This window comes from Acidovorax sp. FHTAMBA, assembly GCF_038958875.1.
GTDB lineage: Bacteria > Pseudomonadota > Gammaproteobacteria > Burkholderiales > Burkholderiaceae_C > Acidovorax.
The window spans coordinates 642,960-657,179 of sequence record NZ_CP152407.1 but is presented as its reverse complement, the minus strand read 5'-3'; the positions used below and the strand labels follow the sequence as shown (position 1 = coordinate 657,179).

The window sequence follows — 14,220 nt, the reverse complement described above, 5'->3', positions numbered from 1 at the left end:
GGCCGAGGCTGGTCTTTCGGTGGGTAAGTCTTCATGGTGCGGAGGTTTGCAGTGCATTATGGCGCCGCCCCCCCAGCAGGAACCACGCATAGGCGCCAGCGTTGCAGGCCAGGTACACCGCCATGGCGCCCTGAAATGCGGGCACCGTATCCAGCCCGGCGGCCGCAAACGCATCCACCGCCAGGCCAATGCCCCACTGCACCACAAACACGCCCGCAAAGATGACGAGGTTGTACGCGGACAGCGCCCGCCCCGCCAGGATCTGGGGAAACGCCATGGCCACTGCGGGCTGCGACAGCGACACGAAGGTGCATGACACACAAAACAGCGCCCAGGCACCCCCCCCGGCCTGCGGCCCTGCAAGGATGATGCCCAGCAGCACCAGCAGGCACAGCGGCAGGCCCGCGGTCATCAGCCGGTTGGCGTCCAGCCCTTTGCGCAGCAGCCAGGGCGTGACCATGCCCCAGGTCCAGAAGGTGCACAGCATGGAGACATTGATCCAGAACAGGCCCGTTGCGGATTCCAGCGCGGTGTAGCCCGCCACGCGCTGCATCCACGGCCCGGCCCACAGGGTCTGCATGGCCACCATGCCGCCGTACACGAAGAACCCGAGCGGCACCAGTCGCTGGAAGTACGGGTGGCGCCACACCTTTGAATACCCCGCCGCCACGCCTGCTGCGCCGCCCCCCGGTGAAGGTGCGCGGCCTTCATGGGCCGCACCCCGGAGCGGCGCCGCCCAGGCAGGCACCCAGAGGGCGATCACCACCATGGACAACGCAATGAGCGCCGCCAGCCCCCAGAACAGCGGCCGCCACCCCACCACCGGCAACGCCCACTGCACCGGCAGCGTGGACGCCACCATGCCCAGCGACCCGGTCATCAGCATCCAGGAGTTGGCCCGCATCTGCGCCGTGGGCTCCAGCCAGCGCCGGTACCCCGTGAGCGGCGCCATCAGGCAGGCGCTGACCCCTGCGCCACACAACATGCGCCCGGCGAGCAAGCCCGAAAAGCCCGTGGCCACCGAGAACACCAGGCTCCCCGCCACGGCGACACCCAAGAACCCCAGCGCGACCTTGCGGGGGCCATGCCGGTCCAGCCAGGTACCCAGGGGGAGCTGTGTGGCGGCGAACCCCAGGAAAAAGCCTCCCGCCAGCAGCCCGAGGTCGCTGGACGACAGCGCGAACTCCTGGGCCAGCGTGGGCGCCAGCGTGGCCGTGACGGCACGCACCAGCGCCGACAAAAAGTAGGCAAACGCAAACGCCAGAAAAACAATGACGGCCGCCCGGCGCGGCAGCACCTCGTGCCCGGTCATGGCAGCACCAAGCCTGCAAAGAACTGCTCGGCCAGCTCAGGGCGTGGCGTGCCCGTGTACACCACCGCGTGGTACAGCCGCAACTGCGGCCCCTGAGCGCGCGCAAACCACACGCCCTGGGCATACACGGTGCTGCCATCGGCGCGCTGGCCCTGCACCACCGTGCGCACCGACTCTGGCAAGGGCAGCACCCCACGGGGCGCGTAGGGAGCATCCACCGCCGATCCGGCAGCGCCGGGGCCGAGGTGGGCCAACACCGCCGCACGCCAGTGCCTGAGCGCCGCCCCCGCCAGCGCCGGATCGCCCAGCGCAGCGTGCGACACGGCAAAAGTGGCGCCGTCCGCATCGCATCCCGACATGGACAGCTCGGCCGGCGCGCCCGCCAGCTCCACCGTGCGCGTGGCGTAGTCGGGCTTGCAGGGAAGGGTGATGGTGATGCCAGCGTCCGGCAGGGGCACGCTGCGCCAGTTCAACGCAGGGCTGCAGCCCTGCAATACACACAGCAACAGCGCCAGGGCAGCAGCGCGGGTCGGGGTCCAGTTCATCGGTCGATTATCGGCACAGTGACACAGGTCAACTGCCCCACACCCCGGCGCCCGAACTTTCTGCCGCCTTTACCACTCCATCGGAACCAATGGGCCTGCGCGGCCTGCGGTATCGGGCGTGCCGCCAGGGCGGGTCCGGCACAATCTCCCCGGATGCATCGGTGCAGTGCCACGGGTTGCATTTTCAGAAGGAATCGAAAAGTCATGGCGATCAAGCATTGGACAGCAGGTGTGGCGGTGGCGGCGTTTGTGGCCCTGGGCGCCTACGTGTACCTGGATACAGGCCGATCCGCAGCGCCGGAGTCCACTTTTGTACTGCTGGACGGATCGAGCCAGACCACCGCCGACATGAAGGGCAAGGTGACGCTGGTCAACTTCTGGGCCACCAGCTGCACCACCTGCGTGGCCGAGATGCCGGAGATCGTGGCCACATACAACAAGTACCAGGCCAAGGGCTTCGACACCGTGGCCGTGGCCATGAGCTACGACCCGCCCAGCTACGTGGTGAACTTTGCCGAGACCCGCAAGCTGCCCTTCAAGGTGGCCATCGACAACACCGGCAACGTGGCCAAGGCCTGGGGCGATGTGCGGCTCACCCCCTCCACCTTCATCGTGAACAAACGCGGCGAGATCGTGAAAACCTATGTCGGCGCACCCGATTTTGCCGCCCTGCACCTGCTGATCGAGAAGCTGCTGGCCGAAGGCTGAGCTCGCATTGGCGCCGGGGCTGCGAGCCCCGGTTGGATTCTAATGAAATCTGCCTGTAACGCTTTACCGATAAGCGCTTACAGCTATTAATTTAGTAGCAAATTATTTGCCCCGATAGGCGTCGTGGCAGGCCTTGCACGTGCCGGCTGTGGCGCCAAACGCGGTCTTCAGGTTGTCCAGATTGCCGGTTTTTGCGGCAGCGGCCAGCTTGATCGCCTCGGCCTCCAGCTTGTCCGAGTGCTCCTTGAACTTGGCCTGCTCAGTCCAGATCTGCGGCAAAGCCTTGGTGGGCGCGCCCTTGTCCGTGCCCGCGCCAAACCCTGCCCAGGGCAACTTGGCCATCTCGGCCACCACATCCGCGTTCTCCTGGGCGGCTTTGGCGTCAAAAGGAATGCGTCCATTGGCCATGGCGCCAATGCGGCTGAAGTGCTGGCCCATCACAAACAGTGCGCTCTGGCGGTATTTGATGGCGTCTTCCGCCTTCGCAAACTGGGCAGAAGCTGGTGCGGACAACGTGAGTGTTGCAGCGGCGAGGACCTACGCGGTGAGTGTTTTCATGGGGAATTTCCTTTATTTGCAGATGAACAAAAGCGGGGGAAACCGCCGGAAGTATGACCGTTTACCGCCTGTTTGGCAGTGACGGGCCCTTTCGGGGTTTCCCGCGCTCCTTCACAATGCATGCCATTCCTGCCTTGCCATCGCGCGCCCCGCCACCATGACGCAACACACCGTACGCATCTGGGACCTTCCCACCCGTCTCTTTCACTGGGCACTGGCCGCCTGCGTCGTGGGCCTGGTGATCACCGCCAAGGTGGGGGGCAATGCGATGGAGTGGCACTTCCGGCTCGGCTACGGGGTGCTGGCACTGCTGGTATTCCGCTTGGTGTGGGGTGTGGTGGGCGGGCGCTGGTCCCGGTTTTCGAGTTTTCTCCTGTCGCCCGCCCGGTTGGTGCGCTACCTGCGGGGCAACGACCCTGCCGAGGAGAACGCGGGCCACAGCCCCCTTGGCGCCCTTGCGGTGGTGGGGATGCTGGCGGTACTGCTCGCGCAGGTGGGCACCGGTCTGCTCAGCGACGACGAAATCGCTTTCTCAGGCCCGCTCACGCGCTTCGTATCGAACGCAGTGGTGGGCCAGGCCACCGGTTACCACAAGGAAATCGGGCAGTACCTGGTTCTCGGACTGGTGGGGCTGCACCTGGCCGCGATCCTCTTTTACGTGCTGGTGCGCCGCCAGCGCCTGGTCCGGCCCATGCTTCACGGTGACAAGGTGCTGCCCGTGCCCACGGTGCCGTCACGCGACAACCTGGCTGCACGCGCCCTGGCGCTGCTGGTGCTCTCGCTCAGTGCCGGCCTGGCCTGGTGGGTGGCATCACTGGGCGCTTCGCCTGGGTTCTAGAGCGGAGTCGGTACACTGCGGTTTTTTGTTGCCACCACCGCTGCGCTTTGGACAAGCCTACCGTCATCCTGCGGGCCCCCAGCTCGCCCGTCGAAATGGACGCCGTCCGCGACATCTTTCGTGAGTACGCTGACACCCTCGGCGTCGACCTGTGTTTTCAGGACTTTGAGAGGGAGTTGGCCAGCCTGCCGGGCGACTATGCCGAGCCACGCGGCGCGCTGTTGCTGGCCGAGGTGGAGGGCGCCATTGCCGGATGCTGCGCACTGCGCCCCCTGGACACCGCCGACTACCCCAACGCCAGCGAGATGAAGCGCCTGTTCGTGCGCAAGGCCTTCCGCGGCTTCGGCCTGGGCCGCGAGCTGGCCGAGGCCATGCTGGACCGGGCGCGGCAGGCCGGCTATGCCTGTGTATTGCTCGACACGCTGGACGATATGGAGTCGGCGCGGGCGCTGTATACCGACCTGGGCTTTGCCGAGATACCGCCCTACTACCACAACCCCATCGCTGGCGCCCACTATCTCAAGGTCGATATTTTTTAGTCAAATCGGCCTTCAGGGCATAACCAGAAAGCGTCAAATGCTATTTATTTAATAGCATTCGCGCTATCCATCAACCCTTGGCCTGGGCAAGCAGGGTGTCAGCGTCACTCACTTCGAACTTGCCCGGTGCTTCCACATTGAGCGTGACCACCTTGCCATCGCGCACCAGCATCGAATAGCGGTTGCTGCGCAAGCCCATGCCCTTGGTGGTGAGGTCCAGGGTCAGACCTGTCGCTTTTGCAAAGTCGGCACTGCCGTCGCCCAGCATGCGCACTTTGCCGGCAGTCTTCTGGTCACGCGCCCAAGCCCCCATCACGAATGCGTCGTTCACGCTCAGGCACCAGATTTCATCCACGCCAGCGGCCTTGAACTCGGCGGCCTTCTCGACGTATCCGGGGACATGTTTGGCAGAGCAGGTGGGTGTGAAGGCGCCGGGCAAGGCAAATAGCGCAATGGTCTTGCCCGCAGTGGCCTTGTCCACCGCCACCGGGTTGGGCCCGATGCTGCAACCTTCACCTTCAATTTCAGAATATTCCATCAGCGTGGCTGCGGGCAGGGTGTCACCGACTTTGATCATTGCTATCTCCTTGGGATGGGTGGATGAAGGGAAATATGGGTGGGCCGAACTGCCCGGAGCCACCAGCAAAGTGCGGCCCCAAACGCAAAACGACCCACATTGTGGGTCGTTTTGAAGGGCTTTGCCGCCCGGGGTCTTGGCCCCGGAGCCGAAGAGGCTGCCGGATTACAGCAGACCGGCCTTTTGCACCAAGCGGGTTGCCACCCAGTTCTTGGTCTTGGAGAGCGGACGGCTCTCGGTGATTTCGATGGTGTCGCCCAGCTTGTACTCGTTGTTTTCGTCGTGCGCGTGGTACTTGCTCGACTTGCCAACGATCTTGCCGTAGAGCTCGTGCTTCACACGGCGCTCGATCAGCACGGTCACGGTCTTGTTACGCTTGTCGCTGACCACCTTGCCAACCAAGGTGCGCTTGAGGGATTTTTTAGGTTCCGTCATATGGGCTCCTTACTTGGCGGCTTGCTTTTCAGCAAGGATGGTCTTGGCACGGGCGATATCACGGCGCGTGGTGCGCAGCGTGTTGGTGTTACCCAGTTGCTGCGTAGCCTTCTGCATGCGCAGGCCGAAATGGGCCTTCTGCAGAGCCTTGATTTCGGCTTCGATGCCGGCGACGTCTTTTTGGCGCAGTTCAGTAGTCTTCATTGCTTGTTCTCCTGAATTACGAGCCAATGTGACGGCTGACGAACGTGGTGCGCAGCGGCAGCTTGGCTGCAGCCAGGCGGAACGCTTCGCGGGCCAGTTCTTCGGGCACACCGACGATCTCGAACACGATCTTGCCGGGCTGGATTTCGGCCACGTAGTACTCGGGGTTGCCCTTACCGTTACCCATACGCACTTCTGCGGGCTTGGTAGAAATTGGCTTGTCCGGGAACACGCGGATCCAGATACGGCCGCCACGCTTGACGTGACGTGAAATCGCACGGCGTGCAGCTTCGATCTGGCGGGCCGTCAGACGGCCCCGATCGGTGCACTTCAGACCGAAATCACCGAACGCAACGGAGGCACCCCGCGTTGCGACACCGGTATTACGGCCCTTTTGCTCCTTGCGGTATTTGCGGCGAGCAGGTTGCAGCATAGTTATTCTCCTTTACCGTCCGCTGCTGTAGCGGGCGCGGCGACTTTGCGTACGCGCTTAACGGCGGTGTTATCAGCGCCACCAGCTTCCGCTGGCTTGTCGCTGCCGTCGGCCGGTGCGGTGTTACCACCGACAGGACGACGTGGGGCTCCACGGCCTGCGCCTGGACGATCGCCACCTGGGCGGCCGTCACGGCGTGGACCGCGTGGGCGGCGCTCTTCGTCGGGACGGGGCGTTTCCACAGCTGGAAGGTCGTTACGACCCAGCGTGTCACCCTTGTAGACCCAGACCTTGACGCCGATCACACCGTAGGTGGTCTTGGCTTCAGAGGTGCCGTAGTCGATGTCCGCACGCAGCGTGTGAAGTGGCACGCGGCCTTCACGGTACCACTCGCAACGAGCGATTTCGATACCGTTCAGACGACCGGACGACATGATCTTGATGCCCTGGGCACCCAGACGCATGGCGTTCTGCATGGCGCGCTTCATGGCGCGGCGGAACATGATCCGCTTTTCGAGCTGTTGCGTGATGCTGTCGGCGATCAGCTTGGCATCGATTTCAGGCTTGCGCACTTCTTCGATGTTCACTGCAACCGGCACGCCCAGGCGAGCAGCGAGTTCCTTCTTCAGGTTCTCGATGTCTTCGCCCTTCTTGCCGATCACCACACCAGGACGTGCCGAGTAAATGGTGATGCGTGCGTTCTTGGCAGGACGCTCGATCAGGATGCGCGACACAGCCGCGTTCTTGAGCTTGGCCTTCAGGTACTCGCGCACCTTGATGTCTTCGGCCAGCATGCCCGCGAAATCACGGTTGCTGGCGTACCAACGGCTGGACCAGTTGCGGCTGACCGCAAGGCGGAAGCCGGTAGGATGGATTTTCTGTCCCATAGTCTTCCCGAGCCTTTAGTTGCCAACCGTCACGTACACATGGCACGTGGGCTTGCTGATGCGGTTGCCGCGGCCTTTGGCGCGCGCGGTGAAGCGCTTGAGCGTGGTGCCTTGTTCGACGTAGATGGTCTTGACCTTCAGTTCGTCGATGTCAGCGCCATCGTTGTGTTCGGCGTTGGCGATGGCCGACTCCAGAACCTTCTTGACGATTCCCGCAGCTTTTTTCTGCGTGAAGTTCAGGATGTTCAGAGCCTGGTCCACCTTCTTGCCGCGGATCAGATCGGCGACCAGACGGCCCTTGTCGACCGACAGACGGACGCCCCGGAGGACTGCACGTGTTTCAGACATGGTCGTTCCTTACTTCTTCGCTTTTTTATCAGCGGGGTGACCCTTGAAGGTGCGCGTCAGGGCGAATTCGCCCAGCTTGTGGCCCACCATCTGGTCGGTGACATAGACAGGTACGTGCTGCTTGCCGTTGTGCACGGCAATGGTCAGACCGATGAACTCGGGCAGAACCATGGAGCGACGCGACCAGGTCTTGACTGGTTTCTTGTCCTTGGTGGCAACGGCCTTTTCGACCTTGGCCATCAAGTGATGGTCAACAAATGGACCCTTTTTGAGAGAGCGAGTCATCTGTTACCCCTTACTTCTTGCGACGCGACACGATCATGATCTGTGTGCGCTTGTTGTTACGGGTGCGATAACCCTTGGTCAGATTGCCCCAAGGATCGACTGCATGGCGGCCTTCGCCGGTGCGGCCTTCGCCACCACCGTGAGGGTGATCCACAGGGTTCATGGCCACGCCGCGAACCGTAGGACGAATACCCATCCAGCGCTTCACACCGGCCTTGCCCAGTTGGCGCAGGCTGTGCTCTTCGTTGGCCACTTCACCAATGGTGGCGCGGCATTCGATGTGGATCTTGCGCACTTCGCCAGAGCGCATGCGCACCTGGGCATACACGCCTTCACGGGCCAGCAGCGTTGCCGAAGCACCGGCCGAACGTGCGATCTGTGCACCGGCACCGGGCTTGAGCTCGATGCAGTGGATGGTCGAACCCACAGGGATGTTGCGGATAGGCAGCGTGTTGCCAGCGCGGATCGGAGCTTCCGAACCGGACAGCAGGGTTGCGCCCACTTCCAGGTTGCGGGGAGCGATGATGTAGCGACGCTCGCCGTCGGCATAGCACACCAGAGCGATGTGGGCCGTACGGTTGGGGTCGTACTCAATGCGCTCAACCTTGGCCGGAATGCCGTCCTTGTTGCGCTTGAAGTCCACCACACGGTAGTGGTGCTTGTGACCACCGCCCTTGTGGCGGGTAGTGATGTGACCGTTGTTGTTACGACCGGCCTTCTGGAATTGTGGCTCCAGCAGGGGGGCGTACGCTTCACCCTTGTACAGGTGGTCACGCGTGACCTTCACCACGGCACGTTGGCCGGGCGAGGTAGGTTTCATCTTAACGACAGCCATGATTACGCGGCCTCCCCGGAGAGGTTCAGCTCTTGACCTGGCTGCAGCGTGACGTATGCCTTGCGAACGTTGTCGCGGCGGCCCACGGTCTTGCCGAAACGCTTGGTCTTGCCTTTGGTGTTCACCACAGAAACGCCCTTGACTTCCACCTTGAACATCAATTCCACAGCGGCCTTGATTTCTGGCTTGGTAGCGTTCTGCAGCACCTTGAACGTCACTGCATTGGACTTTTCGGCAACCATGGTGGCCTTTTCGGACACGATGGGAGCGACCAGCACTTGCATCAGACGACCTTCGTCAAACTTGAGTGTGCTCATGCGAACATCTCCTTGAGTTTGTCGATTGCACCCTTGGTGACGAGCACTTTCTTGAAACGCACCAGCGACACGGGATCGGCGTAACGGGGCTCAACGACGAGCACGTTCACCAGATTGCGCGAAGCCAGGTACAGGTTTTCGTCCACTTCGTCGGCAATCACCATCACCGATTGCAGGTTCATCGCCTTGAACTTGTCAGCCAGGACCTTGGTCTTGGGGGAATCAAGCTTCAGCGAATCGACCACAGCCAGACGGCCTTCGCGGGCCAGCTGCGACAAGATGGCAGACATACCGGCGCGGTACATCTTCTTGTTGATCTTCTGCGTGAAATTTTCGTCAGGCATGTTCGGAAAAATCCGACCGCCCCCCCGCCACAGTGGCGAAGAGGTCATACCTGCACGTGCGTTACCCGTACCCTTTTGCTTGAAAGGCTTCTTGGTCGAGTGACGGACTTGCTCGCGGTCCTTCTGGGCGCGAGTGCCTTGGCGTGCGTTGGCCTGATAGGCCACCACGATCTGGTGAACCAGATCTTCGTTGTATTCACGACCGAACACGGTTTCGGGAACATCCAGCTTGGATGCACCTTGGCCCTGGTCATTCAGGAGTTCGAGCTGCATTAGTTCGCTCCTTTGGAATCTTTGGCCTTGACGGCGGGACGCACGGTCACGAACCCACCCTTGGAGCCCGGAATAGCGCCCTTGATCAAGAGCAGTTGACGCGCTTCATCGATGCGGATGACATCGAGGTTTTGCGTGGTCTTGGTGACATCGCCAAGATGGCCCGTCATGCGCTTGCCGGGGAACACGCGACCGGGGTCTTGTGCCATGCCGATCGAGCCAGGCACGTTGTGCGAACGGCTGTTACCGTGCGACGCGCGCTGCGAGGCCATGTTGTGGCGCTTGATGGTACCGGCGTAGCCCTTACCGATGGAAGTACCCTGCACGTCGACCTTCTGGCCCACGGCAAAGACATCGGCCACAGGCACAGCAGCGCCCGCGGCGTACTTGCCGGCGGTTTCTGCGGTCACGCGGAATTCCTGGATGATTTCACCGGCTTCCACACCTGCCTTGGCAAGGTGGCCGGCTTCTGGCTTGGTCACGCGCGATGCTTTGCGCGAGCCGAACGTGACCTGCAGGGCCACGTAGCCATCGTTCTCTTGGGTTTTGACCTGGGTAACGCGGTTGTTGGACACATCCACCACCGTGACAGGCACTGCGTCCCCATCATCGGTGAACAGACGCATCATGCCCACTTTGCGACCCAGCAACCCGAGGGAGTTGCTCAGACTCATTGGTTTTCTCCAAAACTCTCACCGCCGCAACTTCAATTGGCTACGGCGTTTCCGCAAACTCTCGCTTGCGTGCATGAAAGAAGGTTAATAAAACTTCGCCATGGAGCACCGTTTTACGGGCGCAAATCAAGCGAAGCCCTAAAGTATAACGCGAACTGCTTTTTCAAGCAAGTTCGCGTTATTTCAGTCACTGCAAGGCAGGCAAGCCCGCCTCACAGCAGCCATTGCTGCATCACTGCAGCTTGATTTCGACGTCCACGCCAGCGGGCAGGTCGAGCTTCATCAGGGCGTCCACGGTCTTGTCCGTAGGGTCCACGATGTCCATCAGACGCTGGTGGGTGCGGATTTCGAGCTGGTCGCGGCTGGTCTTGTTGACGTGCGGCGAGCGCAGGATGTCAAAACGCTTCATGCGCGTCGGCAGGGGCACGGGACCCTTGACGATGGCGCCGGTGCGCTTGGCGGTGTCAACGATCTCGGCAGCGGACTGGTCGATCAGCTTGTAGTCAAACGCCTTCAGGCGGATGCGGATTTTTTGCTTGGACATGGCAAGTTCCTTTTCTGCTCAAGAATTAAGCAATGATCTTGGCCACGACGCCAGCGCCGACGGTACGACCACCTTCGCGGATGGCGAAGCGCAGACCTTCTTCCATGGCGATGGGGTTGATCAGCTTCACAGTGATCGACACGTTGTCGCCAGGCATGACCATTTCCTTGTCGGCTGGCAGCTCGATGGCGCCGGTCACGTCCGTGGTACGGAAGTAGAACTGGGGACGGTAGTTGTTGAAGAAGGGGGTGTGGCGGCCGCCTTCGTCCTTGGAGAGGACGTACACTTCAGCGGTGAAGTGTGTGTGGGGCTTGATGGAGCCGGGCTTGCACAGCACCTGGCCACGCTCCACGTCTTCGCGCTTGGTGCCGCGCAGCAGCAGGCCGACGTTGTCGCCAGCCTGGCCCTGGTCCAGCAGCTTGCGGAACATTTCCACGCCGGTGCAGGTGGTCTTGACGGTGTCCTTGATACCGACGATTTCGATTTCTTCGCCGACCTTGATGATGCCGCGCTCGATACGGCCGGTCACCACGGTGCCGCGGCCGGAGATGGAGAACACGTCTTCCACGGGCATCAGGAAGGCGCCGTCCACTGCGCGGTCAGGCGTGGGGATGTAGCTGTCCAGGGCTTCTGCCAGCTTCATGATGGCTTCTTCACCCAGCTTGCCCTTGTCGCCTTCCAGGGCGAGCTTGGCGGAGCCACGGATGATGGGGGTGTCGTCACCTGGGAAGTCGTACTTGTCCAGGAGTTCGCGCACTTCCATTTCGACGAGTTCCAGCAGTTCTTCGTCGTCCACCATGTCGCACTTGTTCAGGAACACGATGATGTAAGGCACGCCCACCTGGCGAGCCAGCAAGATGTGTTCGCGGGTCTGGGGCATGGGGCCGTCAGCGGCCGAGCACACCAGAATGGCGCCGTCCATCTGGGCAGCGCCGGTGATCATGTTCTTCACATAGTCGGCGTGACCGGGGCAGTCCACGTGGGCGTAGTGGCGGTTGGCCGTTTCGTATTCCACGTGGGCGGTGTTGATCGTGATGCCGCGGGCCTTTTCTTCGGGCGCTGCGTCGATCTGGTCGTAGGCCTTGGCTTCGCCGCCGAACTTGGCGGACAGCACGGTAGCGATGGCTGCCGTCAGCGTCGTCTTGCCATGGTCCACGTGGCCGATCGTGCCCACGTTGACGTGGGGCTTGGTACGTTCGAACTTACCTTTTGCCATTTTCAATTCTCCAAAGAGCAATGCCTGTGTCGGGGTTTAACGTCTGCACCCGATTGCTGATTCGTCCTGCACAGGGCAACGGGACGGCACCGGGTCGCAGATTGCAAAAAAATTTGCTACTGTCTTGATAGCTGCTCGCGCTTGCTGGACAAGCGTCAACGGCCAATTTGATACAGATTCATGGGAACAAGGTCCGCCCCAGGGCGGACCTTTCAACCACAGGTATTACTTGGCGCGCGAAGCCATGATGGCTTCCGAGACGTTGCGAGGAGCTTCGCTGTAGTGCTTGAACTCCATCGTGTACGTGGCGCGGCCTTGCGTGGCCGAACGCAGCGTGGTGGAGTAGCCGAACATTTCCGACAGCGGCACTTCAGCGCGGATGGCCTTGCCGCCACCGACGATGTCGTCCATGCCCTGCACCATGCCGCGACGGCTGGACAGGTCGCCCATCACGTTGCCGGCGTAGTCTTCAGGCGTTTCCACTTCGACGGACATCATGGGCTCCAGGATGACCGGACCGGCCTTCCTGCAACCTTCCTTGAAGCCGAAGATGGCAGCCATCTTGAACGCCAGTTCGTTCGAGTCCACATCGTGGTACGAACCGAAGTGCAGCGTGACCTTGACGTCCACCACGGGGTAGCCGGCCAGTACGCCTTGCGTAACGGCTTCGTTGATACCCTTTTCCACGGCCGGGATGAATTCGCGAGGAACCACACCGCCCTTGATGGCGTCGACGAACTCGATGCCCTTGCCGGCTTCGTTGGGTTCGATCTTGAGCACGACGTGACCGTACTGGCCCTTGCCGCCGGACTGGCGCACGAACTTGCCTTCGGCCTCTTCCACCGTCTTGCGGATGGTTTCGCGGTAGGCCACCTGGGGCTTGCCCACGTTGGCTTCCACGCCGAACTCGCGCTTCATGCGGTCCACGATGATTTCGAGGTGCAACTCACCCATGCCGGAGATGATGGTCTGGCCGGATTCTTCGTCGGTACGCACGCGGAACGACGGATCTTCTGCGGCCAGGCGCTGCAGTGCGATACCCATCTTTTCCTGGTCGGCCTTGGTCTTGGGCTCAACAGCCTGCGAGATCACGGGCTCGGGGAACACCATGCGCTCGAGCACGATCGGCGAGCCGACATCGCACAGGGTTTCGCCGGTGGTCACTTCCTTCAGGCCCACGCAGGCAGCGATGTCGCCGGCGCGGATTTCGTCCACTTCCACGCGATCGTTGGCCATCATCTGCACGATACGGCCGATGCGCTCTTTCTTGCCCTTGACCGAGTTGAAGACGGTGTCGCCCTTGGTCAGCACGCCCGAATAGACGCGCACAAAGGTCAGCTGACCCACGAACGGGTCGGTCATCAGCTTGAACGCCAACGCAGAGAACTTCTCGCTGTCGTCGGCCTTGCGGCTGATCGGCTGCTCGTCGTCGTCCGTACCCGTCACATCAGGGATGTCGGTCGGTGCGGGCAGGTAGTCGATCACGGCGTCCAGCATGCGCTGCACGCCCTTGTTCTTGAACGCGGTGCCGCAGAGCATCGGGTGGATCTCGGTGGCAATGGTGCGCTGGCGCAGGCCTGCCTTGATTTCGGCTTCGGTCAAGTCACCTTCTTCCAGGTACTTGTTCATCAGCTCTTCCGAGGCTTCAGCAGCAGCTTCGACCATCTTCTCGCGCCACTCCTTGGCAGACGCGACCAGATCGGCGGGGATCTCTTCGTAGTTGAACTTCATGCCCTGGGACGCTTCGTCCCAGATGATGGCCTTCATCTTCAGCAGATCGACCACGCCCTTGAAGTTCTCTTCGGCGCCAATCGGAATCACGACGGGCACGGGGTTGGCCTTCAGGCGCAGCTTCATCTGGTCGTAGACCTTGAAGAAGTTGGCACCGGTGCGGTCCATCTTGTTCACAAAGGCCAGACGCGGCACCTTGTACTTGTTGGCCTGGCGCCAGACGGTTTCCGACTGGGGCTGCACGCCACCCACGGCGCAGTACACCATGCAGGCGCCATCCAGCACGCGCATGGAACGCTCCACTTCAATCGTGAAGTCCACGTGGCCGGGGGTGTCGATGATGTTGAAACGGTGCTCGGGGTAGGACATGTCCATGCCCTTCCAGAAGCAGGTCACGGCAGCCGAGGTGATCGTGATGCCGCGTTCTTGCTCCTGCTCCATCCAGTCCGTGGTGGCAGCGCCATCGTGCACTTCACCCAGCTTGTGGGTCACACCGGTATAGAAAAGAATACGTTCGGTGGTCGTGGTCTTGCCAGCGTCAATGTGGGCCGAGATACCGATATTGCGGTAGCGCTCGATGGGGGTTTTGCGAGCCATGGTGGATCCTTGGATGGTTC

General features: G+C 61.7%; 20 protein-coding genes. 3 read left to right on the top strand and 17 right to left on the bottom strand.

The features are described from left to right. Positions 1-31: 31 nt before the first annotated feature. Positions 32-1,312 (bottom strand): MFS transporter, encoded by a 1,281-nt coding sequence (locus AAFF19_RS03055; RefSeq protein ID WP_342721295.1) that lies wholly within the window; start codon positions 1,310-1,312, stop codon positions 32-34. After that, a complete protein-coding gene (locus AAFF19_RS03050; RefSeq protein ID WP_342721294.1) occupies positions 1,309-1,857 on the bottom strand; it encodes a hypothetical protein in 549 nt (182 codons plus the stop codon). Before AAFF19_RS03050 ends, AAFF19_RS03055 begins: the two co-directional genes overlap by 4 nt. Positions 1,858-2,061: 204 nt before the next feature. On the opposite strand from AAFF19_RS03050, the gene AAFF19_RS03045 reads away from it, so the two are divergent. Next, entirely contained in the window at positions 2,062-2,565 is a 504-nt protein-coding gene (locus AAFF19_RS03045; RefSeq protein WP_182120711.1) for a TlpA disulfide reductase family protein, read from the top strand. A gap of 102 nt (positions 2,566-2,667) precedes the next feature. On the opposite strand, the gene AAFF19_RS03040 is transcribed toward AAFF19_RS03045, so the two are convergent. Further along, on the bottom strand, positions 2,668-3,078 hold the full coding sequence (locus tag AAFF19_RS03040) for a cytochrome c (protein ID WP_342721293.1): 411 nt from the start codon (positions 3,076-3,078) through the stop codon (positions 2,668-2,670). 202 nt (positions 3,079-3,280) lie between these two features. On the opposite strand from AAFF19_RS03040, the gene AAFF19_RS03035 reads away from it, so the two are divergent. Continuing rightward, positions 3,281-3,961 carry a cytochrome b/b6 domain-containing protein gene (locus AAFF19_RS03035; RefSeq protein ID WP_342721292.1) on the top strand — a complete coding sequence of 227 codons (681 nt, stop codon included), beginning with the start codon at positions 3,281-3,283 and terminating at the stop codon, positions 3,959-3,961. Positions 3,962-4,008: 47 nt separating this feature from the next. Further along, complete coding sequence (locus AAFF19_RS03030; RefSeq protein WP_008906432.1) at positions 4,009-4,500, top strand: GNAT family N-acetyltransferase; 492 nt, start codon at positions 4,009-4,011, stop codon at positions 4,498-4,500. 70 nt (positions 4,501-4,570) lie between these two features. Here the strand turns inward: AAFF19_RS03030 and AAFF19_RS03025 are convergent, their stop codons facing one another. The 14 genes from AAFF19_RS03025 to fusA all read right to left on the bottom strand — a co-directional run bounded on the left by AAFF19_RS03025 (position 4,571) and on the right by fusA (position 14,200). Next, positions 4,571-5,077, bottom strand: coding sequence for a peroxiredoxin (locus tag AAFF19_RS03025; protein ID WP_008906431.1), 507 nt, complete (start codon positions 5,075-5,077; stop codon positions 4,571-4,573). 165 nt (positions 5,078-5,242) lie between these two features. Next, the gene (rpsQ, locus tag AAFF19_RS03020; RefSeq protein WP_008906430.1) at positions 5,243-5,512 is read right to left on the bottom strand and encodes a 30S ribosomal protein S17; all 270 of its coding nucleotides are present in this window, start codon (positions 5,510-5,512) and stop codon (positions 5,243-5,245) included. 9 nt (positions 5,513-5,521) lie between these two features. Continuing rightward, positions 5,522-5,716: a 50S ribosomal protein L29 gene (gene rpmC, locus AAFF19_RS03015; protein WP_008906429.1), complete on the bottom strand. Its 195-nt coding sequence runs from the start codon at positions 5,714-5,716 to the stop codon at positions 5,522-5,524. Positions 5,717-5,732: 16 nt separating this feature from the next. Continuing rightward, positions 5,733-6,149 (bottom strand): 50S ribosomal protein L16, encoded by a 417-nt coding sequence (gene rplP / locus AAFF19_RS03010; protein ID WP_007847799.1) that lies wholly within the window; start codon positions 6,147-6,149, stop codon positions 5,733-5,735. Between the two features lie 2 nt (positions 6,150-6,151). Further along, complete coding sequence (gene rpsC, locus AAFF19_RS03005; RefSeq protein WP_069104472.1) at positions 6,152-7,036, bottom strand: 30S ribosomal protein S3; 885 nt, start codon at positions 7,034-7,036, stop codon at positions 6,152-6,154. Positions 7,037-7,051: 15 nt separating this feature from the next. Further along, positions 7,052-7,384, bottom strand: coding sequence for a 50S ribosomal protein L22 (rplV, locus tag AAFF19_RS03000; RefSeq protein WP_007847806.1), 333 nt, complete (start codon positions 7,382-7,384; stop codon positions 7,052-7,054). Positions 7,385-7,393: 9 nt separating this feature from the next. Beyond that, positions 7,394-7,669 carry a 30S ribosomal protein S19 gene (gene rpsS, locus AAFF19_RS02995; RefSeq protein WP_008906427.1) on the bottom strand — a complete coding sequence of 92 codons (276 nt, stop codon included), beginning with the start codon at positions 7,667-7,669 and terminating at the stop codon, positions 7,394-7,396. Positions 7,670-7,679: 10 nt separating this feature from the next. Continuing rightward, positions 7,680-8,504, bottom strand: coding sequence for a 50S ribosomal protein L2 (rplB, locus tag AAFF19_RS02990; protein ID WP_008906426.1), 825 nt, complete (start codon positions 8,502-8,504; stop codon positions 7,680-7,682). Between the two features lie 2 nt (positions 8,505-8,506). Beyond that, on the bottom strand, positions 8,507-8,821 hold the full coding sequence (gene rplW / locus AAFF19_RS02985) for a 50S ribosomal protein L23 (protein WP_007847815.1): 315 nt from the start codon (positions 8,819-8,821) through the stop codon (positions 8,507-8,509). Beyond that, entirely contained in the window at positions 8,818-9,438 is a 621-nt protein-coding gene (gene rplD / locus AAFF19_RS02980) for a 50S ribosomal protein L4 (protein WP_008906425.1), read from the bottom strand. The genes rplW and rplD overlap by 4 nt, the downstream gene beginning before the upstream one ends. Then, positions 9,438-10,112 (bottom strand): 50S ribosomal protein L3, encoded by a 675-nt coding sequence (rplC, locus tag AAFF19_RS02975; protein WP_008906424.1) that lies wholly within the window; start codon positions 10,110-10,112, stop codon positions 9,438-9,440. The genes rplD and rplC overlap by 1 nt, the downstream gene beginning before the upstream one ends. 232 nt (positions 10,113-10,344) lie before the next feature. After that, positions 10,345-10,656: a 30S ribosomal protein S10 gene (gene rpsJ / locus AAFF19_RS02970; RefSeq protein WP_005796953.1), complete on the bottom strand. Its 312-nt coding sequence runs from the start codon at positions 10,654-10,656 to the stop codon at positions 10,345-10,347. Positions 10,657-10,681: 25 nt separating this feature from the next. Beyond that, entirely contained in the window at positions 10,682-11,872 is a 1,191-nt protein-coding gene (tuf, locus tag AAFF19_RS02965) for an elongation factor Tu (RefSeq protein WP_182119630.1), read from the bottom strand. 225 nt (positions 11,873-12,097) lie between these two features. Then, positions 12,098-14,200, bottom strand: coding sequence for an elongation factor G (gene fusA / locus AAFF19_RS02960; RefSeq protein ID WP_008905796.1), 2,103 nt, complete (start codon positions 14,198-14,200; stop codon positions 12,098-12,100). Between the last annotated feature and the right edge of the window lie 20 nt (positions 14,201-14,220).